This window comes from Nitrosomonas sp. (assembly GCA_016703745.1).
Taxonomy (GTDB): Bacteria; Pseudomonadota; Gammaproteobacteria; order Burkholderiales; family Nitrosomonadaceae; genus Nitrosomonas.
Genome location: JADJBK010000006.1, coordinates 1,409,533 through 1,428,753, shown reverse-complemented (window position 1 = coordinate 1,428,753; position 19,221 = coordinate 1,409,533). Strand labels below are relative to the sequence as shown.

The 19,221-nt window shown below is 48.6% G+C and carries 21 protein-coding genes, 2 pseudogenes and 1 other annotated feature; of the genes and pseudogenes, 13 read left to right on the top strand and 10 right to left on the bottom strand.

Annotated features, from left to right (window positions below; translation table 11 throughout):
- Position 1 precedes the first annotated feature (1 nt).
- From tolA to ybgC, 4 genes are read right to left on the bottom strand one after another with little or no spacing between them, the layout of a single operon-like run.
- Entirely contained in the window at positions 2 to 844 is an 843-nt protein-coding gene (tolA, locus tag IPG31_07845; GenBank protein ID MBK6618268.1) for a cell envelope integrity protein TolA, read from the bottom strand.
- A 14-nt stretch (positions 845 to 858) separates the two neighbouring features.
- On the bottom strand, positions 859 to 1,275 hold the full coding sequence (gene tolR / locus IPG31_07840) for a protein TolR (GenBank protein ID MBK6618267.1): 417 nt from the start codon (positions 1,273 to 1,275) through the stop codon (positions 859 to 861).
- Positions 1,272 to 1,976: a protein TolQ gene (tolQ, locus tag IPG31_07835; GenBank protein ID MBK6618266.1), complete on the bottom strand. Its 705-nt coding sequence runs from the start codon at positions 1,974 to 1,976 to the stop codon at positions 1,272 to 1,274. The genes tolR and tolQ overlap by 4 nt, the downstream gene beginning before the upstream one ends.
- Positions 1,973 to 2,383 carry a tol-pal system-associated acyl-CoA thioesterase gene (gene ybgC / locus IPG31_07830; GenBank protein MBK6618265.1) on the bottom strand — a complete coding sequence of 137 codons (411 nt, stop codon included), beginning with the start codon at positions 2,381 to 2,383 and terminating at the stop codon, positions 1,973 to 1,975. Before ybgC ends, tolQ begins: the two co-directional genes overlap by 4 nt.
- A gap of 194 nt (positions 2,384 to 2,577) precedes the next feature.
- On the opposite strand from ybgC, the gene IPG31_07825 reads away from it, so the two are divergent.
- Positions 2,578 to 4,443 (top strand): ABC-F family ATP-binding cassette domain-containing protein, encoded by a 1,866-nt coding sequence (locus IPG31_07825; protein ID MBK6618264.1) that lies wholly within the window; start codon positions 2,578 to 2,580, stop codon positions 4,441 to 4,443.
- An 11-nt stretch (positions 4,444 to 4,454) separates the two neighbouring features.
- Here the strand turns inward: IPG31_07825 and IPG31_07820 are convergent, their stop codons facing one another.
- Complete coding sequence (locus IPG31_07820; GenBank protein ID MBK6618263.1) at positions 4,455 to 5,099, bottom strand: HTH domain-containing protein; 645 nt, start codon at positions 5,097 to 5,099, stop codon at positions 4,455 to 4,457.
- 112 nt (positions 5,100 to 5,211) lie between these two features.
- Between IPG31_07820 and IPG31_07815 the strand changes: the two genes are divergently transcribed.
- The 3 genes and pseudogenes from IPG31_07815 to IPG31_07805 all read left to right on the top strand — a co-directional run bounded on the left by IPG31_07815 (position 5,212) and on the right by IPG31_07805 (position 7,020).
- A complete protein-coding gene (locus IPG31_07815) occupies positions 5,212 to 5,550 on the top strand; it encodes a hypothetical protein (protein ID MBK6618262.1) in 339 nt (112 codons plus the stop codon).
- Between the two features lie 20 nt (positions 5,551 to 5,570).
- Positions 5,571 to 5,999 carry a DUF2231 domain-containing protein gene (locus IPG31_07810; protein MBK6618261.1) on the top strand — a complete coding sequence of 143 codons (429 nt, stop codon included), beginning with the start codon at positions 5,571 to 5,573 and terminating at the stop codon, positions 5,997 to 5,999.
- A gap of 150 nt (positions 6,000 to 6,149) precedes the next feature.
- A pseudogene (locus IPG31_07805) lies at positions 6,150 to 7,020 on the top strand (IS3 family transposase).
- Positions 6,428 to 6,543 (top strand) — a sequence feature (AL1L pseudoknot). It overlaps the preceding pseudogene by 116 nt.
- Before the next feature lie 127 nt (positions 7,021 to 7,147).
- Here the strand turns inward: IPG31_07805 and IPG31_07800 are convergent.
- Positions 7,148 to 8,128, bottom strand: coding sequence for an IS5 family transposase (locus IPG31_07800; protein MBK6618260.1), 981 nt, complete (start codon positions 8,126 to 8,128; stop codon positions 7,148 to 7,150).
- A gap of 255 nt (positions 8,129 to 8,383) precedes the next feature.
- Here IPG31_07800 and IPG31_07795 point away from each other — a divergent pair, with 255 nt between their 5' ends.
- From IPG31_07795 to IPG31_07785, 3 genes and pseudogenes are all read left to right on the top strand, one after another.
- A complete protein-coding gene (locus IPG31_07795) occupies positions 8,384 to 9,862 on the top strand; it encodes an IS21 family transposase (GenBank protein MBK6618259.1) in 1,479 nt (492 codons plus the stop codon).
- Entirely contained in the window at positions 9,841 to 10,578 is a 738-nt protein-coding gene (locus IPG31_07790) for an ATP-binding protein (protein ID MBK6618258.1), read from the top strand. The genes IPG31_07795 and IPG31_07790 overlap by 22 nt, the downstream gene beginning before the upstream one ends.
- Positions 10,579 to 10,651: 73 nt before the next feature.
- A pseudogene (locus IPG31_07785) lies at positions 10,652 to 10,984 on the top strand (transposase).
- A gap of 289 nt (positions 10,985 to 11,273) precedes the next feature.
- Here IPG31_07785 and IPG31_07780 read toward each other — a convergent pair.
- A complete protein-coding gene (locus IPG31_07780; protein MBK6618257.1) occupies positions 11,274 to 11,498 on the bottom strand; it encodes a hypothetical protein in 225 nt (74 codons plus the stop codon).
- 438 nt (positions 11,499 to 11,936) lie between these two features.
- On the opposite strand from IPG31_07780, the gene IPG31_07775 reads away from it, so the two are divergent.
- The 6 genes from IPG31_07775 (at position 11,937) to IPG31_07750 (ending at position 16,674) form a co-directional block, all read left to right on the top strand.
- On the top strand, positions 11,937 to 12,752 hold the full coding sequence (locus IPG31_07775) for a methane monooxygenase/ammonia monooxygenase subunit C (GenBank protein ID MBK6618256.1): 816 nt from the start codon (positions 11,937 to 11,939) through the stop codon (positions 12,750 to 12,752).
- Between the two features lie 270 nt (positions 12,753 to 13,022).
- Positions 13,023 to 13,859: a methane monooxygenase/ammonia monooxygenase subunit A gene (locus IPG31_07770; GenBank protein MBK6618255.1), complete on the top strand. Its 837-nt coding sequence runs from the start codon at positions 13,023 to 13,025 to the stop codon at positions 13,857 to 13,859.
- A complete protein-coding gene (locus IPG31_07765; GenBank protein ID MBK6618254.1) occupies positions 13,859 to 15,121 on the top strand; it encodes a methane monooxygenase/ammonia monooxygenase subunit B in 1,263 nt (420 codons plus the stop codon). Before IPG31_07770 ends, IPG31_07765 begins: the two co-directional genes overlap by 1 nt.
- A 219-nt stretch (positions 15,122 to 15,340) precedes the next feature.
- Complete coding sequence (locus tag IPG31_07760) at positions 15,341 to 15,907, top strand: hypothetical protein (GenBank protein ID MBK6618253.1); 567 nt, start codon at positions 15,341 to 15,343, stop codon at positions 15,905 to 15,907.
- A 99-nt stretch (positions 15,908 to 16,006) separates the two neighbouring features.
- Positions 16,007 to 16,300 carry a hypothetical protein gene (locus tag IPG31_07755; GenBank protein ID MBK6618252.1) on the top strand — a complete coding sequence of 98 codons (294 nt, stop codon included), beginning with the start codon at positions 16,007 to 16,009 and terminating at the stop codon, positions 16,298 to 16,300.
- A gap of 173 nt (positions 16,301 to 16,473) precedes the next feature.
- Complete coding sequence (locus IPG31_07750) at positions 16,474 to 16,674, top strand: hypothetical protein (GenBank protein ID MBK6618251.1); 201 nt, start codon at positions 16,474 to 16,476, stop codon at positions 16,672 to 16,674.
- 59 nt (positions 16,675 to 16,733) lie between these two features.
- Here IPG31_07750 and IPG31_07745 read toward each other — a convergent pair whose 3' ends face one another.
- The 3 genes from IPG31_07745 to IPG31_07735 form a co-directional block, all read right to left on the bottom strand.
- Positions 16,734 to 16,889, bottom strand: a complete 156-nt coding sequence (locus IPG31_07745; protein MBK6618250.1) for an IS3 family transposase — start codon at positions 16,887 to 16,889, stop codon at positions 16,734 to 16,736.
- A 132-nt stretch (positions 16,890 to 17,021) separates the two neighbouring features.
- The gene (locus IPG31_07740) at positions 17,022 to 17,759 is read right to left on the bottom strand and encodes an ATP-binding protein (GenBank protein ID MBK6618249.1); all 738 of its coding nucleotides are present in this window, start codon (positions 17,757 to 17,759) and stop codon (positions 17,022 to 17,024) included.
- Positions 17,738 to 19,216 carry an IS21 family transposase gene (locus tag IPG31_07735; protein ID MBK6618248.1) on the bottom strand — a complete coding sequence of 493 codons (1,479 nt, stop codon included), beginning with the start codon at positions 19,214 to 19,216 and terminating at the stop codon, positions 17,738 to 17,740. The genes IPG31_07740 and IPG31_07735 overlap by 22 nt, the downstream gene beginning before the upstream one ends.
- Positions 19,217 to 19,221: the final 5 nt, after the last annotated feature.

Genomic DNA, 19,221 nt, shown 5'->3' with positions numbered 1-19,221 from the left:
GTTATTCACGGTAATACACGGTTAGGTTGAAATCGCGGAATTCCCTGAAAAGGGCGGGATCAGGCGGCAAAGGCAAAGGTTTTGCAAGGTATACTGCTCTTTCTACGGCCTCATCAAACACAGTAAAACCACTTGAGCGATGTAAGTTGACACTCAATACTTCGCCACCTGGCAGCAAAATGACACGAAATTCGACAACCGGATTACCTGGCAGGTCAGGTGGCATGACGATCCGGCTGCGAATTTTAGCTTGAATCATCGCCTTGTATTTTGCAATTTCATCGAGTGTCTGGCTCTGCTTCGCTCTCAATGCTAGACGTTCTTGCTCCTGCTGTTTTTTTTGTTCAGTTGCTTGCGTGTTTTCTGTTTTCTTTTCAACTGGTTTTTTGTCAATATCTTTATTGGGCGGCGTCTCAGGTGCAGTTTTTTTTATGGGCTCGGATGGCTTCTCTGCTGCTTGTTTGGGCGTCGGCTTCTCTTTTATTGCCTTAAGTGGAATGGCTGGTTTGCGCAAGGGGGGAGAAGGCTCAGCAGTTGTGATTGCTGGTTGACCAGGTGACTTCGATTCTACAGGCTGCGGTTTAGACTCAACTTTTGGCTCGGGTTTTGCTGTGACGGGTGGCGCAGGGAGAGGTGGTTTGACCGGCTGCACAGGTTTGATGGGCTCGATTTCAGCAAAATTCTGCCATAATTCCACAATAGTGGCTTCGGGCTCTTTACTTTTCCAGTTCAACCCAAAAACCAGTAGGCCGAAAAAAACCAGATGAATCAGAAGAGAAAAAAGTGCCGCGCGCACTTTTCCAGGTTCTGTATGATGATTATCTGACTGGATGACGGCTTGCATGTATTCTTAATTGATTATTTAGGGCGAGTCAACAGGCCAATTTTTTTAACTTGCTGTTGTTGTAGCAAATCCATGATCTGAATGACTTCCTCATAACGAACGCGCTTGTCCGCAGCAATAACGACAGGCTGCTCGGTGTTTTGTTGTTGCTTGAGTTTGATCAATTCCGCTAATCGGGTGCGATCCACTTTTTGCTCCTCGCCTTTTGCTGCGCGGTCACGTAGTGTCAAACCACCATCAACGTCGATGCTGACTTCAAGTGGTTCAATAGGGGGTGCCGAGGATTGTCCGATCTCAGGCAGTTCAACCTGGCCTGGATGGATAAGTGGTGACGTAATCATAAAAATAATCAATAACACCAACATGACATCAATGTAAGGTACCACATTGATTTCATTCATCAATTGTCGTTTGTTGCGGCGTTGAATCATAAATGCCCTGCAGGGTTTTTAGGTTGAGCGACGCGACGCTGCAGTACATTGGCAACTTCATCGATAAAGCTTTCAAAACGGGTCGCCAGTTGGCTGGTTTTGCTGGCATAGCGATTGTAGGCGATTACGGCAGGAATGGCGGCAAAGAGTCCCATTGCCGTTGCGATTAACGCCTCGGCAATGCCAGGCGCAACGTGTGCAATAGTCGCCTGCGCGATATTGGATAATTCACGAAAAGCATTCATGATTCCCCACACGGTTCCAAACAGACCAATGTAGGGACTGACGGATCCGACGGTAGCAAGAAATGGCAGATGTGATTCAAGCTTGTCCATTTCGCGTTGATAGACTGCCCGCATTGCGCCACGAGTGCTGTCCATGATGACACCGGCTTCCACGCCGGGTTGGTGCTTGGTAAATTCCCGAAATCCTGCTTCAAAAATACGTTCCATGCTACCCACGGCCTCGCGACCACCGGCAGCACGCTGGTAGAGTGCATTCAGATCGGCACCTCGCCAGAAGGCGTTCTCGAATTCATCCGTTTGTCTGGTTGCCTGGCGTATTGCAAACAATTTGCGAAAAATAAACCACCAGGAAAAAAAAGAAGCCACGAGTAAAAGTAGCATAACCAGTTGCACGGGCAGACTGGCGCTGCTAATCAGGTAGAATAAAGATAGATCGTTGTTGATAGTTGAGTTCATGTTGATATTTTTTCTATTTTTTGACGAAGAGGTAGTGGAACACTAATTGGTCTTAGCGTCTCGGCGCCTACGCAGACGACGTGTACAGTTGCGCTCACCAGTAAGCCATCCTCTCTTAATACCTGCTGTTGCAGCGTTACTCGGCTTCGTCCTATTTCGGATGCCTGCACAGTCACCTGCAGCAGATCGTCCAGTAGAGCTGGTTTGAAATATTCAATATTGAGTGAGCGCACCAGAAAAATCATTTTATGCGATTGAATCATTGCGCTTACTTCAAAACCGAGTTCACGCAACCATTCATATCGTGCGCGTTCCATGAAATCAAGGTAGGTGGCGTGATACACCACGCCGCCGGTATCGGTATCTTGATAATAGACACGCACGGGGTAGTTGAACATAGTCTCCATATCGGAAAATATAAAATCTGAGTAGACAAGCTGGTAAAACAAAAACCTGGATAATTTCCAAAAAAACCTAATGGTATATTCTTTTAGGGTTGGAGGTCATTGTACAGTGAGACCCCTTGCTTCAACAATGGTCTCTTTTTCGCGATAATTTTTTTGTAACTACCTGGATGAGATCCAGTAATGATGGGGTTTTTATGCTCTCGATTCGTAATCTTTCTTTTCTGCAAAGTGGAATCCCTCTGTTGCGTGATATTAACCTACAGGTTTTTGCGAATCAGCGGGTTGGATTGGTTGGTAGAAATGGATGTGGTAAATCCACTTTGTTTCAGTTAATTCGTGGGGAGATTGCGCCAGATCAGGGCGAAGTATCTTTGCAGAAAGGGAAAACACTTGCTTTTGTCGAGCAGGAGATTGTTAGTTCTGCGCAAGCTGCACTGGCTTTTACGCTGGAGGGAGATGCGGAGTGGCAGCAACTGCAAGCAGTGTTAGAGAGCAATATGCATGATGCGGACTGGTTTGCCGCTCAGCATCGGTTTGAGGAGATTGATGGCTACGGTGCGCCGGCGCGTGCCGCGCAACTACTGAATGGCCTGGGCTTTTCACAAACGAAGCTGGAGCAATCCGTTAGCAGTTTTTCCGGTGGATGGCGTATGCGACTCAATTTGGCGAGGGCGCTGATGCGACGAGCGGATTTGTTGTTGCTGGATGAGCCGACTAATCATCTTGATTTGGAGGCGATTATATGGCTGGAGGAATACCTTGCGCGTTATCCTGGAAGTTTGATTGTTGTTTCACATGATCGTGAATTTCTGAATGCATGCGTCAATCAGGTGGCTTATATGCACGATGGCGTAATTGATGCTTATAGCGGTAACTACGATAAATTTGAGCGTGCAATGATAGAAAGAATGAGTCAGCAGGAACAGGCTTTTCAGCAACAGCAGCAACAGATCGCTCATATGGAAGATTTTGTGCGACGATTTCGTGCTAAGGCGACTAAGGCGAAACAGGCGCAAAGCCGACTTAAAGCACTGGAGCGTTTGGTGAGAATTGCCCCTGTACACGGTAAACAAAATCACTGCGAATTTAAAATTGAAGCGCCGGAACGTGGTCCGGATTTGTTGATAGAGGCTGAAAGTGCCGGTTTCAAATATGGTGATCAATTGATATTCGATCAGGTTAATTTTTCTTTGCGCGCGGGTGCGCGTGCGGCATTAATTGGACCCAATGGCGCGGGTAAATCAACGCTAATCAAATTGTTAATTGGTGAAATTAAACCAACAGCTGGACAAGTGCATGTCAATTCCGATATTCGCATTGGCTATTTTGCCCAGCATCAATTGGAATATCTGGATGGCAATCAAACCCCCCTGCAGCATGTTCAGAAAATTGCTCCTGGCGAAAAAGAATTGGTATTAAGAAATTTTCTAGGGGGATTCGGTCTGGCGGGAAATGATGAAGATCGTCCAGTTGCAACTTTTTCAGGAGGGGAGAAAAGCCGACTGGCGCTAGCTCTGATTGCTTATCAAAAACCACATATTCTTTTGCTGGATGAGCCAACCAATCATCTTGATATGGAAATGCGGGATTTGTTGACTCTGGCTTTGGAAGAGTATGTGGGTGCTGTGGTATTGGTGTCACATGATCGAGGTTTGATTAAAGCGATTGCTGACGAACTTTGGCTGGTTGCAGATAGATCAGTAAAATTGTTTGATGGTGACTTGGAGGAATATAAAAAGTGGTTTGAAAAAGATCAAGCGCTAAAAACAGAGCGAGTGAAAATAGATATCCCGATAAATGGAAAATCTGTTTTGCCGGAAATTAAGCCGCGGCCGAATAAAAAGTTTTTATTCACAAAACAGGTAAAACTGGAAACATCGATTATATCTCTACAGGTTGAATTGGATGCTATCAATAGCCGTTTGATAGATAGTTCGACTTATATCAATTTGACTCAAAGAGAAATACAGGTTCTAGATCAAAATCGTAGCGAATTGGAGAAAAAAATCGAGATACTAGAAGAAGAATGGCTTGAATTGCTGGCATTGATAGAGGCGTAAAATGGGAAAACCTAGTCAGAATGGCCTGCGATTACAAAACAGCAGTAGTTTCCTTTCTTGACGATACATTCTTTATGTTCGATGTCAGCTTTTAGTAATGAGGATAGAAAACTCAGATCGAGCGTGCAAAATCCCTGGTACTCCTCAGCGAGTTTATTGTAAATACAGTTATTGGCAATGATTTCAGTATGGTTTCCTGCGGTTTCCTTTACGCTTGCATCATAACCAAGTTCACACATAACCGCAGCTACTTCATGAAGTTTAGCTGTTGATGATGATTGGTTCTCTATGCGATCTTCAAATTCTCGAGCCATTTGTTCCCCGAGCGAATGCAAACATAGTTTTGTTTCCTGTTCCCCCAGATTTTTATCGACCCACGAAAGCAGCAGTCTGGCAAAGAATGAGTAACGTCTTTGGAAAAGTTCTAAACCACTTGGTGATAACGAATAAATTTTGCTCGGCCTGCCTCCCGTACTTGCCAGAGTTGCGGTCTGAATGAAGCCGCTGCCGCTCAGGCTCGACAGATGCTGATTGACTGCATTGCGAGAGATGGATAGTAGAGACGATAGCTCGTCTACCGTAAGCCCGCTGCGATGGCGAAGTAACGCCGTGATCAATAATTGTTGGCTTTGACCTAAAAATGACAAAGAGGGCATTCTGAATATTGGTAATGGTTGTGTTTGCTGGTTTTGACATATCTCTATTACAAAAGATTTCAAACATAGGGTAAAGTATAAACTCTCACGCTAATATGAGGAGGAAAGTTTAATGCTGACCTATTTAATCATGGTGTTAGCCATTGCAGCTGTTGGCGGTGTTGTGTTAGCCGCGAAAGTTCTGTCTGGACAGTTGGCGCCATGGCCCTTGTCCATTATTCACGCTTTATTGGGCGCGACAGGTTTGATCATGCTGATCATGATGGTGCTGGAAGGCTCAGGGGGCTCACGCTTGACCGCTGCACTTGGATTGCTTGTTGTTGCCGCATTAGGCGGATGCTATCTTGCCTCGATGCACGCAAAAGGCAACGTTGCACCAAAAAATGTGGTGCTTATTCATGCCGGTGTGGCGGTGGCAGGCTTTCTGACGTTGCTCAGCCTGTTTCTTTAATATATTAAAAACTAAATCACATGAAACATCCCGTCCACCCAATGCTGGTTCATTTTCCGCTGGCGACCTGGTTTCTTGCAACAATAGCAGACATTGCAAGTTTCATTTTTACAAATGAACAGACGGGTTGGGTGACTGGGGTGTTGCTTGTCACTGGAACAGGTACTGCGTTACCTGCGATGATGACTGGGTTGCTTGAGCTTGGAAAAATTGATCAGCAGAGTCCGGTGATGAAGGTGGTGAACCAACATATGATTTTGATTATGATCAGCTGGTCTTTCTATGCGATCAGCTTGTTTCTGCGTCTTGATGGCACACAAATTGAATCGCCAGGATTGGCTGCCATTGCTTTCTCGATTTTGGGGTTTTTTCTTCTTTGTAGTGCGGGATGGAAAGGAGGAAAATTGGTGTATGAACATGGTGTTGGCGTCCGCGCGTGCGCAAAATAAGATTAAATTAGTAGCTGCACTCTTGAATATTTGAATATTTGTTTTGCCGGTTAGTAATGAGCCTCGGCCCTGCTTCTAATGGGGTCCTGAAAATACGGCCTGAATCGCCCCGGATTTTGAGGAGGCTCCAAATCTTGAGAGAATGGAGCCATGAACAAATTAAACAAATATTCCCCTGAAGTAAAAGCACGCGCAGTCCGTCTGGTGCAAGAGCATCGCAGTGAGTACCCTTCGCTGTGGGCGACGATAGAATCGATAGCGCCAAAGATTGGCTGCGCACCACCGACATTGCATGATTGGGTGAAGAAGCACGAGATCGACACAGGCTTGCGAGATGGCGTCACCAGTGAAGAACGCGAGCGCATCAAAGCACTGGAGCGTGAAGTCAAGGAATTACGTCGCGCCAATGAGATACTGAAACTGGCCAGTGCTTTTTTGCCCAGGCGGAGCTCGACCGCAAACTCAAATCCTAAGATCGTTCATTGACCGGCATCGCGACACCCACGGAGTCGAGCCGATCTGCAAGGTATTGCAGGTCGCTCCGTCGGGATATCGACGTCACGTTGTCGAACTGCGTAATCCGGCATTGCGCTGTGCCCGAGCTATTCGCGATGACGATCTGATGCCGCAGATATAACGAATCTGGCAGGCCAATCTGCAGGTTTATGGTGCCGACAAGGTATGGCGACAACTTAAGCGCGAAGGAATACAGGTAGCTCGTTGCACTGTTGAGCGGCTGATGAAACGGTTGGGGCTGGAAGGTGTACGGCGCGGCAAGATTGTCCGCACGACGGTTTCAGACAAGGCGCTGCCGTGCCCACTGGACAGGGTCAACCGGCAATTCAAGGCAGATCGCCCAAACCAGTTGTGGGTGTCGGATTTCACCTATGTTTCCACCTGGCAGGGCTGGCTGTATGTCGCGTTCGTCATCGACGTGTTTGCCCGGTGCATCGTGGGTTGGCGTGTCAGTTCCAGCATGCACACAGACTTCGTGCTGGATGCGCTGGAGCAGGCGTTATGGAACCTCTGAAAAACAAACATTCTGAACGGCAGTCACTCAAAAACTGACCACTACTTCAAATAGTGACGCTGATTTTTATGAAAACAGCCGTTCCTCTCTGGAAACAAGCTCATTTACTGGCTTGTTTTCAAATTTCAGACGCAACAAGACATCGACGTTCATAAGCATCACCACGGATGACGTTGGCAATGGCTGTCAGGAAGGTCAAACGGGCCGCATTTTTGGCCAGGCCGCGATAGCGATTTTTAGCATACCCAAAGCGGATTTTGATATCCCGAAACACGTGTTCGACTTTGGCGCGGCGTTTCGCCAGCTCACGGGCGGCACCGCGCAGTAGTTGAGCCGCCCCGGAATCGTCTTTCGTGAGCCTGGCCAGTTTGCCCGGACGCATCGCGATCACGCAGGCTGGAGGGCTTTCCGCCGGCATCTCCGGGCGTTTATCCAGCCCCTGATATCCGGCATCGCCATGAACAAACTGTTCCTCGCCATGCAGCAGGGCGGCGGCTTCGGCAACGTCGCTGACATGCCCCGAGGTTACTTTGAGCGTATGCACCAACCCGGTTTCATGATCGACGCCGATATGAAACTTGCTGCCGAAAAACCATTGATTGCCCTTTTTGCTGGAATGCATTTCTGGATCACGCGACCGGCTCTTATTTTTGGTTGAAGTCGGCGCGGCAATCAGGCTGGCATCGACGATGGTGCCGGCTTTCAAGAACAACCCACGCTCACCCAGCGTTTGGTTGATGACCTGGAAGATCTGATCCATTAACCCGTGTTTTTCCAGTAAATGCCGAAATTGCAAAATGGTGCTTTCATCCGGCACGGCTTCCAGACGAATGCCGCAAAAACGGCGCAGTGATTCAATCTCATACAGCGCATCTTCCATGCCCGGATCGGAATAGTTGTAGATAATTTGCGCAACATGCGCGCGCAGCATCAATTCCAAGGCAAATGGTTTGCGGCCACGCCCATTGCCTGGCGCATAGTGTGGTTCAATAACATCAATCATAGCCTGCCAAGGCAATAATCCATCAAGTTGATCGAGAAACTTCTCGCGGCGCGTGACTTTGCCCTTATTGGCGTATTCGGCATCAGCAAAACTCATCTGTTGGTAAGGTTTCATGAATAGCTTCTCGAAAAAGTTTGATGCAGAATTATATTACTTGCGGGGAATTAATCAGAGGTTCCTTATACGCCCGGCAACCGGAGCTGGGTGCTTTATTAGACGACAATTAACCTGTCCGGTCAGGCGACAATTATCTTGACCGGTTGAGTGAAAGTATCAGTATGAGTTCTTTTCTATATAAGGAGAAAGAACTTGCCTGGAAAACATATCACTCATCAACAGGAAGCTATTTATATGAAGAATCGTCAGATAGGGCATGGTCAGGAGACAGCGACTGCGAAAGCGGGGGTAAGTATCCGCAGTGGCCGCAGGATTGAGAAGGGTGTGCGGGTGGAGAAGTCGCAACGGCAATGGCGCACGCGCCAGGATCCTTTTGCGCTGGTTTGGGAGACCGAATTGGTTCCATTGCTGTACGGGGAACTTGAACTGACCGGGACTACGCTTTGGGAGTACCTGGATGATCGATATCCCGGCCAATACCCGGAGAAATTTCTCAGAAGCTTGCAGCGCCGTGTAAAACACTGGCGGGCAACGCAAGGTCCCGGTAAGGCGGTCATGTTTTGCCAGTCGGTGCCTGCCGGGCACCAGGGGTTGTCCGATTTTACCCGGCCGCGCACGGCAATTACGATTGCAGGCAAACCATTTGATCACCTGCTGTATCAGTTTCGTCTGGCTTATAGTCATTGGCGCGCGGTTCATATCATCCGGGGCGGGGAAAGTTATAGTGCGTTGGCCGATGGATTGCAGACCGCCTTGCATAAACTGGGCGGCGTGCCCAGGGAACATCGCACCGACAGCCTGAGTGCCGCATACGTCAATGCGAGCCAAAAACAAGAACTCACGCAATCTTATGCGGCGCTGTGTCAACACTATGGCATGAAGCCTACGGTCAATAACCTGGGCGTCAGCCATGAAAATGGCGCCGTAGAAAATGCCCATGGTTCGCTCAAACACCGGATTGAGCAGGCGATCAAACTGCGGGGATCTGCGGATTTCGAAAGTGTGGGCGCCTACCGCCGTTTTCTTGAACGGATCGTCGATAAGCTCAATCTGCGCTGCAGGGGGCGATTGGCGGAAGAGCAATCGCATCTCCAGCCACTGCCACGCTACCGCTTCATGGACTTCAGTGAACTGACCGTCAAAGTGACCACCAGTAGCACCATAGCGGTCAAACGGGGACTCTACAGTGTGCCATCCAGACTCATTGGCGAGAACATCCGGGTCCATCTCTATCACGATCGTCTGGAATGCTTTGTTGGCCAAACACCGGTCATTACCTTACCGCGCGCGTATCCGAAAACGCCAGAAGGACGCGCCCGGCGCATCGATTACCGTCATGTGATTCATGCATTGGCGGCAAAGCCACAAGCCTTTCGCTTTTCCCGGCTGCGGGATGATCTGTTGCCAACGCCACAGTATCACCAGCTGTGGGCGCGGGTACAACAACAATTTGATCCCGGACTCGCTTGCAAATGGATGGTATCGGTGCTGCGTTTTGCCTACGACTATGATTGCGAGAGCCAGTTGGCCGCTGAATTGTTGCAACAACATCCGCTACCTGAACTGCAAACACTGCAAAAGCGATTTCTGCGACAGCATGTGCCGCAGCCGGACATCCCAATCAAACAACACACTGCGGATACCTACGATCAACTCCTCAGCGGAAACTGGGCAACGCAAGGAGGCAGCTCATGTCTGAATCGCTCCCACTGATGCTCAAGGAACTCAGACTCCCTGCCTTTGGCCAGCATTACCGGCACTTCCAGGATCAAGCCGCAGAACACGCCTGGAGCTACAGCCAATATCTCGCCGCCCTGTGCGAACAGGAAGTCGCCCAGCGCTTCCAAAGCAGAATCAGCAACTGGACGCATGAAGCCAGACTACCGCGCGGCAAAAGCTTTGCCACTCTGGCTCTGACCGAACTGCCTCAAGCCGCTCAGAAAAAAATCATCACGCTGCGCGACAATACCTACTGGGCGAGCCAGGCAGACAATGTGTTGCTGATCGGCCCATCCGGTGTCGGCAAATCACATGTGGCGGCAGCATTAGGGTTGCATTTGATTGAACAAGGCATTCGCGTCAAATGGATATCAGCTACCGCACTGGTTCAACTCCTGCAGCAAGCCAGGAAAGAACTGGACTTGATGTCCGCCATGACGCGGCTGGATAAATACCGTGTACTGATCGTTGATGATATCGGCTATGTCAAAAAGACCGATTCGGAAACACAAGTATTGTTTGACTTCATTGCCCATCGCTATGAAAGCGGAAGTCTCATCATTACTTCAAACCAGCCTTTTAGCCAGTGGGATCAAATCTTCCCTGACACCATGATGACTGTTGCCGCCATCGACCGGATCATCCATCACGCAACCATCATCGAAATCGACAGTGAAAGTTATAGGAGGAAAAACCAGAAAAAATCATGAAGTAGCTAATAAACTCAACCGGCCATCATAATTGTCGTCAAAGCGGCCAAGATAATTGACGCGAGACAGTGCTTTGATTCACCACAGCGACAAGGGCTCCCAGTATGTCTCTATCCGTTATACGGAGCGACTTGCCGAGGCTGGAATAGAGCCGTCGGTTGGCAGTAAAGGAGATAGCTACGACAACGCACTGGCCGAAACGATCAACGGGCTTTACAAGACTGAATTGATTCATAAGCAAGGGCCTTGGAAAAACAGGGAATCCGTTGAATTGGCGACGTTGAACTGGGTGTTCTGGTTCAATCATCAGCGTTTGCTGGGACCTATCGGCTATATACCGCCCGCAGAAGCTGAGGCACAATACTACCGGCAGTTAACCAACTCGGATTCTGCCAGTGTTACTTAAACCAAATAGCCTCCACAGAACCCGGGGCGATTCAGCCTGCGTTGTGCGGTCGCGACCAGAAAGCGTTAGGTCAGCGTCTTGATATTTCCTAATAGAATGGCAATCCACTAAAACTGCGGTTCATCCTTGAGCTTGCGTTCGACCACGAGGGTGCTTTTATGGATGTAGCGCTCTTGCTATAACGCTGAAGCAGACCGGATCATCAGAATAGGCAGTAGTACCGCCAGCAGCAAAGTTTTGACTAATCCGCTGAACTTGTAATAGGTCTCACTCTCGGTCATGGCTTGTATCAACTTGTGATGCACCGCCAAGTGATGAAGTGACTCGTGGCGAGTTGGCGTTTGAGTGCGAATGCCTGTAGCCCCGTTTCAACCTGACTGATCAAGGTAACTTGCCAGAAGATCATGTCATCAACGGCAGTGTCGTCGTCCGAAACAGCGTTTGCAGTCAGATGAGGGACTGATTTGAGAGACTGTTTAGTTTTTTTTGCGGCATCATCGTGACTGATATACATTAACAGAGTGTTCTTATACAGCAGTCTGCACTTGGTTGTGACCTTTTTAGTCTGACGAAATAGGGTTAGCGCCTGCAGTCAGCAGCATAACCTCTCTAGTAATATGGTTATAAAAAATAGTATAAAGAAATATTGAGGAAATAAGTCAAAAAGGATTTTTATAATGCCTTGTCTTGTAATTATTTGAATTATCGGTAGTTTTATACTGGTTTGTGGTGAGTCACTAAAAAAAACTTGACTAAGGATGAGAAGGTGACTACGCTTTCGGGTGTATCTGGCGTTGGAGGTGTAACCTTGCTGGAACAAAAGTGGTAGTAGAGTGTCACAAGCAAGGCAAAAGCCGCGATTAGTTTGTGGTTTTTGTGAAGACGGGTGATGGAAAGAAGACAAATCATCACAATTTTTAACAAAAATGTTGTTCGATAGGAGGAACTAGAGATGGCAACTACGATGGGAACAAGCAGCGCAGCGTCTACCTCGGAAAGAGGCTATGACATGTCGTTGTGGTATGACTCCAAGTGGTACAAATTTGGCATGATCACCATGCTGTTGGTAGCAATATTCTGGGTATGGTATCAACGTACTTTTGCGTATTCGCACGGTATGGACTCGATGGAGCCTGAATTTGACCGCATCTGGATGGGACTGTGGCGCGTACACATGACCATTATGCCGTTGTTTGCCTTGGTAACCTGGGGCTGGATCTTAAAAACGCGTGATACCAAAGAGCAGTTGGATAACCTTGATCCTAAACTGGAGATTAAACGTTATTTCTACTGGTTGATGTGGATTGGCGTATACATCTTTGGTGTGTACTGGGGCGGTAGTTTCTTCACGGAGCAAGATGCTTCCTGGCATCAAGTGATTATCCGTGACACCAGCTTTACCCCTAGTCATGTAGTGGTATTTTATGGTTCATTCCCAATGTACATTGTCTGCGGTATTGCTGCATACCTGTATGCAATGACTCGTCTACCGCTGTATAGCCGTGGAATTTCATTCCCACTGGTTATGGCGATTGCGGGACCATTGATGATTCTGCCTAACGTTGGTTTGAACGAATGGGGCCATGCTTTCTGGTTCATGGAAGAGCTGTTTAGTGCACCGCTGCACTGGGGCTTCGTGATTCTGGGATGGGCTGGCCTGTTTCAAGGTGGTATTGCTGCACAGATTATCACCCGTTATTCCAATCTGACTGACGTTATCTGGAATAACCAAAGTAAAGAAATTCTTAACAACCGGGTCGTAGCTTAATCTGGTACATTTTTGGTGGCGCGGCGTCGAGTAGTTGATTGGCGCCACGCTTCCAGGATGTGAGTGGAAATACCCTGGTTGATTTCGAGGGATTGGAGTCAGCCGGGTACGAGAGAGGTACTTTATTGATAAAGATAGAGGAATCGTCATGTTGCTACACTTAATATTACAAGCTAGAAAAGGGAGGGAGTTATGAATGATATTTTACTAGTTCTGATATATGTCGTACCGTTGTTAATGGTGTTTACTTTGCTCACCAAGGGCGAAGGTATGTTTGCTGGTGTATTCAGAACGAATGAAATTCTGAAAGCGGCTAAAATGCCGCCAGAAGCGATTCACATGTCGCGATTGATTGATGCGGTGTATTTTCCGATTTTGATTGTGCTGCTGGTTGGAACCTACCACATGCATTTTATGCTATTGGCAGGTGACTGGGATTTCTGGCTGGATTGGAAAGATCGCCAGTGGTGGCCGGTATTGACACCTATCGTTGGAATTACCTACTGTTCGACCATTATGTACTACCTGTGGGTGAACTATCGTCAACCATTTGGCGCGACCCTTTGCGTAATATGTTTGTTGCTGGGTGAATGGCTGACCCGCTACTGGGGATTCTACTGGTGGTCACATTACCCAATCAATTTTGTCACACCGGGTATTATGCTTCCAGGTGCATTAATGCTGGATTTGACCTTGTATTTGACACGTAACTGGTTAGTTACCGCATTGGTTGGCGGTGCCTTCTTTGGATTGTTATTTTATCCAGGTAACTGGCCGATATTTGGTCCTACACATTTGCCGATCGTAGTAGAAGGACACTTGCTGTCGATGGCTGATTACATGGGTCACATGTACATTCGCACAGGTACACCGGAATATACGCGTCTGATTGAGAAAGGATCATTGCGTACTTTTGGCGGCCATACCACAGTGATTGCGGCGTTCTTTGCAGCATTCGTTTCCATGTTGATGTTCTGCGTTTGGTGGTATCTGGGCAAAGTCTACTGCACAGCCTTCTTCTACGTTAAAGGTAAAAGAGGACGGATTGTACATAGAGAAGATGTGACTGCATTTGGTGAAGAAGGCTTTCCAGAGAGGATCAAATAATGGATATCAAAAAACTATATAAACATGGCGTGATGGGGCTTTACGGTGCGGCCTATGCAGTAGCAGCACTGACCATGACGATGACGCTGGATGTTTCAACGGTAGCGGCACATGGTGAGCGTTCACAAGAGCCATTCCTGCGGATGCGGACTGTGCAATGGTATGACGTGAAATGGAGTCCAGAAACTGTCAAAGTGAATGAAAATGCAAGAATGGAAGGTAAGTTCCATTTGGCATCAGACTGGCCACGGGCTGCTTCAAAACCTGAACGCGCATTCCTGAACGTGGGTAGCCCGAGTCCGGTTTTTGTTCGGCTGAGTACCAAAATCAATGGTCATCCATGGTTTATTTCTGGACCATTGCAGGTTGGCCGTGACTATGCCTTCGAAGTTAATCTGAGAGCGCGTATTCCTGGTCGTCACCACATTCATGCGATGTTGAATGTGGAAGGAGCTGGTCCAATTGCTGGTCCGGGCGCATGGATGAACATCACGGGAAGTTGGGATGATTTTACCAATCCGCTCAAGTTGCTGACGGGTGAAACCATCGATTCAGAAACGTTTAATCATACCAATGGACTTTTCTGGCACGTATTGTGGATATCGCTGGGTGTTTTCTGGATTGGCGTATTCACTATCCGTCCCATGTTCCTCCCGCGTAGCCGGGTACTGCTGGCATACGGTGATGACCTGCTGCGTGATCCAGTGGATACCAAGATTGCCTGGGTGATGGTAGTAGTGACGCTAGGTTTAGTATGGGGTGGTTATCGCTATACAGAAAACAAACATCCCTACACTGTACCAATTCAAGCGGGTGAATCCAAGGTTGCTCCATTACCGGTAGCACCTAACCCGGTTGCTATTACCATAACAGACGCGAACTATGACGTACCAGGTCGTGCGCTGCGTGTTTCAATGGAAGTAACTAACAATGGTGATAGCGCGATTGAGTTCGGTGAATTCACCACGGCAGGTATTCGTTTTATTAACTCAGTTGGACGTAAAACACTGGATCCAAACTATCCACGTGAATTAACGGCAATTGGACTGTCATTTGATGATGAAACACCAATCCAGCCGGGCGAAACCAGAGAAATGAAAATGGAAGCCAAAGATGCATTATGGGAAATTCAACGCTTGATGGCGTTGTTGGGTGACCCGGAAAGCCGCTTTGGTGGACTGCTGATGGCTTGGGATGAAGAAGGAAATCGACATATCACCAGTATTGCTGGTCCAGTGATTCCAGTCTTTACCAAACTCTAAGCAATACCAGGGTTAGGTTAATCACCATCAACCGTTACACCGCTGTCGTCAGGCAGGGGTGTAACGGTTTTTTTATTAGCGGAACGAGAACAAAGTATCCTGAAATCTGTCGAAATAATCGTTGTCTCTATGAGATGATTGCTAACAAAAAATAGCGATTGGGCTATTTGAGAGAAGGGCTTGTTGCAAATAGATTAAAAATTTATGGGGGAATTGGTCATGATGAGGCGATCAATACAGGTAGTTTTAGCGTGTTGTGGATTGATTGGAGCATTGAATATAAGTAATGTACAGGCGCACGGAGCGGTACCACTGGAAGAGGATATCTGCGTTCGTCAGGTTGGTGAAAATATGGTGCATCTAAGTGCGTATCAGCCACAACATGATCAGGCAGGACAATATTGCACAGAGATACCGGTTGCGGGGGAGACGTATCTGGTCGTAGATTTAATTGATCCGGCGCTCAGGAACATGCCGGTGAGTTTAAAAGTATTTCGTGGAGCGACCCCTGAAGGCGAGACGGTTGCCCAAATGAATGCGGATTATTACCCGGATGGCGTGATAAACGGATTGGAACGGCTGGATCAGGGACTATATTCGCTATTGGTGACTGCAGAGGGGGTGCCGCCATTAAACTATCACTATCAACTGCGCGTGGAGATGGTGGATTATGCAAAAGTGGCACGCCAGGCTATAGGTCCGGCTATCGTGCTGTTAGTATTATCTTGGCTTATATTTAAACTGGTGCAGTCCGGACGTATTAACAAATGGTTCAAAAACCGGTGAAAATAAATGAGAGGTGGTCTCACAAATTCGGACAGCCGGATAAGTGGTAATCTTGCTCAACCCAAGCCGTGTAATAGATGGCAAAAAAGGAGCGAGCGTATGAGAAGGACGAGAAGGAATCACGCAGCGGGATTCAAAGCCAAGGTGGCGATATCTGCGATCAAGGGCGATAAGACCCTGGCTGAACAATTTGATGTACATCTGAACCAGATTTCGGGATGGAAGCAGCAGTTACAGGAATCTGCAATCGATGTATCCGGGAGTAATTCAAGAGTAAAGGCCGCTGCGCCTGATCTCAAGCTACTTCACGCCAAGATTGGACAGCTCACATTGGAGAATGATTTTTTAGAAGGTGCGCTCACCAAGGCGGGATTGCTGAGCGCAAAGCGATGATAGACCAAGCCCATAAACTGTCGTTAGTGCGGCAATGCCAGCTATTGGATGTAGCGCGCTCGACAGCATAACTACCAACCGGTTCCGCTATCGGCCCAAGAGCTTGCACTGATGCGCCGGATAGACGAATTGCATTTGAACCATCCCTTTGCAGGGCCAGAATGCTTTCCAAAATGTTCAAACGTGAAGGAAGTTTATTCGGTCGGCGTCGTGTATCTACGCTGATGAAGCGAATGGGAACCCACGCAATCTACCGCAAGCCCAACACCAGCAAGCGGTATTACGCGCATCCAGTCTATCCGTATCTGTTGCGGAATTTATCCATCACCCGCTCAAACCCTGATGTGTCAACACTTTTCTGGACACAAAGTTAAGCAGAATTTTGCTGTAACTCGAAGTCAACGGGTGATATATATCCATTAGCTGAATGCAATCACTCCCGGTTGTAAAACACTTCGATATATTCAAACACAGCCTGTTTAGCTTCTTCCCGGGAATGAAGCGTTTCATGATGGATCAATTCGGTTTTTAAGGTATGGAAGAAGCTTTCCGACACGGCGTTGTCCCAGCAATTGCCCTTCCGGCTCATGCTTTGTTGGATGCCATGCTGCTTTAGTAATTGCCGGTGACACTCCGAGGCGTATTGGCTACCCTGTCTCGCGTCAATTATCTTGGCCGCTTTGACGACAATTATGATGGCCGGTTGAGTTTATTAGCTACTTCATGATTTTTTCTGGTTTTTCCTCCTATAACTTTCACTGTCGATTTCGATGATGGTTGCGTGATGGATGATCCGGTCGATGGCGGCAACAGTCATCATGGTGTCAGGGAAGATTTGATCCCACTGGCTAAAAGGCTGGTTTGAAGTAATGATGAGACTTCCGCTTTCATAGCGATGGGCAATGAAGTCAAACAATACCTGTGTTTCCGAATCGGTCTTTTTGACATAGCCGATATCATCAACGATCAGTACACGGTATTTATCCAGCCGCGTCATGGCGGACATCAAGTCCAGTTCTTTCCTGGCTTGCTGCAGGAGTTGAACCAGTGCGGTAGCTGATATCCATTTGACGCGAATGCCTTGTTCAATCAAATGCAACCCCAATGCTGCCGCCACATGTGATTTGCCGACACCGGATGGGCCGATCAGCAACACATTGTCTGCCTGGCTCGCCCAGTAGGTATTGTCGCGCAGCGTAATGATTTTTTTCTGAGCGGCTTGAGGCAGTTCGGTCAGCGCCAGAGTGGCAAAGCTTTTGCCGCGCGGCAGTCTGGCTTCATGCGTCCAGTTGCTGATTCTGCTTTGGAAGCGCTGGGCGACTTCCTGTTCGCACAGGGCGGCGAGATATTGGCTGTAGCTCCAGGCGTGTTCTGCGGCTTGATCCTGGAAGTGCCGGTAATGCTGGCCAAAGGCAGGGAGTCTGAGTTCCTTGAGCATCAGTGGGAGCGATTCAGACATGAGCTGCCTCCTTGTGTTGCCCAGTTTCCGCTGAGGAGTTGATCGTAGGTATCCGCAGTGTGTTGTTTAATTGGGATGTCCGGCTGCGGCGCATGCTGCCGCAGAAATCGCTTTTGCAGTGTTTGCAGTTCAGGTAGCGGATGTTGTTGCAACAATTCAGCGGCCAACTGGCTCTCGCAATCATAGTCGTAGGCAAAACGCAGCACCGATACCATCCATTTGCAAGCGAGTCCGGGATCAAATTGTTGTTGTACCCGCGCCCACAGCTGGTGATACTGTGGCGTTGGCAACAGATCATCCCGCAGCCGGGAAAAGCGAAAGGCTTGTGGCTTTGCCGCCAATGCATGAATCACATGACGGTAATCGATGCGCCGGGCGCGTCCTTCCGGCGTTTTCGGATACGCGCGCGGTAATATAATGACCGGTGTTTGGCCGACAAAGCATTCCAGACGATCGTGATAGAGATGAACCCGGATGTTCTCGCCAATGAGTCTGGATGGCACACTGTAGAGTCCCCGTTTGACCGCTATGGTGCTACTGGTGGTCGCTTTGACGGTCAGTTCACTGAAGTCCATGAAGCGGTAGCGTGGCAGTGGCTGGAGATGCGATTGCTCTTCCGCCAATCGCCCCCTGCAGCGCAGATTGAGTTTATCGACGATCCGTTCAAGAAAACGGTGGTAGGCGCCCACACTGTCGAAATCCGCAGATCCCCGCAGTTTGATCGCCTGCTCAATCCGGTGTTTGAGCGAACCATGGGCATTTTCTACGGCGCCATTTTCATGACTGACGCCCAGGTTATTGACCGTAGGCTTCATGCCGTAGTGTTGACACAGCGCCGCATAAGATTGCGTGAGTTCTTGTTTTTGGCTCGCATTGACGTAAGCGGCACTCAGACTGTCGGTGCGATGTTCCCTGGGCACGCCGCCCAGTTTATGCAAGGCGGTCTGCAATCCATCGGCCAATGCACTATAACTTTCCCCGCCCCGGATGATATGAACCGCGCGCCAATGACTATAAGCCAGACGAAACTGATACAGCAGGTGATCAAATGGTTTGCCTGCAATCGTAATTGCCGTGCGCGGCCAGGTAAAATCGGACAACCCCTGGTGCCCGGCAGGCACCGACTGGCAAAACATGACCGCCTTACCGGGACCTTGCGTTGCCCGCCAGTGTTTTACACGGCGCTGCAAGCTTCTGAGCAATTTCTCCGGGTATTGGCTGGGATATCGATCATCCAGGTACTCCCAAAGCGTAGTCCCGGTCAGTTCAGGTTCCCCGTGCAGCAATGGAACCAATTCGGTCTCCCAAACCAGCTCAAAAGGATCCTGGCGCGTGCGCCACTGCCGTTGCGACTTCTCCACCCGCACACCCTTCTCAATCCTGCGGCCACTGCGGATACTTACCCCCGCTTTCGCAGCCGCTGTCTCCTGACCATGCCCTATCTGACGATTCTTCATATAAA

Excerpts from the sequence above, each read along its gene's own strand:
- tolA (MBK6618268.1), bottom strand. The coding sequence starts at position 844 with ATGCAAGCCGTCATCCAGTCAGATAATCATCATACAGAACCTGGAAAA.
- tolR (MBK6618267.1), bottom strand. The coding sequence starts at position 1,275 with ATGATTCAACGCCGCAACAAACGACAATTGATGAATGAAATCAATGTG.
- tolQ (MBK6618266.1), bottom strand. The coding sequence starts at position 1,976 with ATGAACTCAACTATCAACAACGATCTATCTTTATTCTACCTGATTAGC.
- ybgC (MBK6618265.1), bottom strand. The coding sequence starts at position 2,383 with ATGGAGACTATGTTCAACTACCCCGTGCGTGTCTATTATCAAGATACC.
- IPG31_07825 (MBK6618264.1), top strand. The coding sequence starts at position 2,578 with ATGCTCTCGATTCGTAATCTTTCTTTTCTGCAAAGTGGAATCCCTCTG.
- IPG31_07820 (MBK6618263.1), bottom strand. The coding sequence starts at position 5,099 with ATGCCCTCTTTGTCATTTTTAGGTCAAAGCCAACAATTATTGATCACG.
- IPG31_07815 (MBK6618262.1), top strand. The coding sequence starts at position 5,212 with ATGCTGACCTATTTAATCATGGTGTTAGCCATTGCAGCTGTTGGCGGT.
- IPG31_07810 (MBK6618261.1), top strand. The coding sequence starts at position 5,571 with ATGAAACATCCCGTCCACCCAATGCTGGTTCATTTTCCGCTGGCGACC.
- IPG31_07800 (MBK6618260.1), bottom strand. The coding sequence starts at position 8,128 with ATGAGTTTTGCTGATGCCGAATACGCCAATAAGGGCAAAGTCACGCGC.
- IPG31_07795 (MBK6618259.1), top strand. The coding sequence starts at position 8,384 with ATGAAGAATCGTCAGATAGGGCATGGTCAGGAGACAGCGACTGCGAAA.
- IPG31_07790 (MBK6618258.1), top strand. The coding sequence starts at position 9,841 with ATGTCTGAATCGCTCCCACTGATGCTCAAGGAACTCAGACTCCCTGCC.
- IPG31_07780 (MBK6618257.1), bottom strand. The coding sequence starts at position 11,498 with ATGTATATCAGTCACGATGATGCCGCAAAAAAAACTAAACAGTCTCTC.
- IPG31_07775 (MBK6618256.1), top strand. The coding sequence starts at position 11,937 with ATGGCAACTACGATGGGAACAAGCAGCGCAGCGTCTACCTCGGAAAGA.
- IPG31_07770 (MBK6618255.1), top strand. The coding sequence starts at position 13,023 with ATGTTTGCTGGTGTATTCAGAACGAATGAAATTCTGAAAGCGGCTAAA.
- IPG31_07765 (MBK6618254.1), top strand. The coding sequence starts at position 13,859 with ATGGATATCAAAAAACTATATAAACATGGCGTGATGGGGCTTTACGGT.
- IPG31_07760 (MBK6618253.1), top strand. The coding sequence starts at position 15,341 with ATGATGAGGCGATCAATACAGGTAGTTTTAGCGTGTTGTGGATTGATT.
- IPG31_07755 (MBK6618252.1), top strand. The coding sequence starts at position 16,007 with ATGAGAAGGACGAGAAGGAATCACGCAGCGGGATTCAAAGCCAAGGTG.
- IPG31_07750 (MBK6618251.1), top strand. The coding sequence starts at position 16,474 with ATGTTCAAACGTGAAGGAAGTTTATTCGGTCGGCGTCGTGTATCTACG.
- IPG31_07745 (MBK6618250.1), bottom strand. The coding sequence starts at position 16,889 with ATGAGCCGGAAGGGCAATTGCTGGGACAACGCCGTGTCGGAAAGCTTC.
- IPG31_07740 (MBK6618249.1), bottom strand. The coding sequence starts at position 17,759 with ATGTCTGAATCGCTCCCACTGATGCTCAAGGAACTCAGACTCCCTGCC.
- IPG31_07735 (MBK6618248.1), bottom strand. The coding sequence starts at position 19,216 with ATGAAGAATCGTCAGATAGGGCATGGTCAGGAGACAGCGGCTGCGAAA.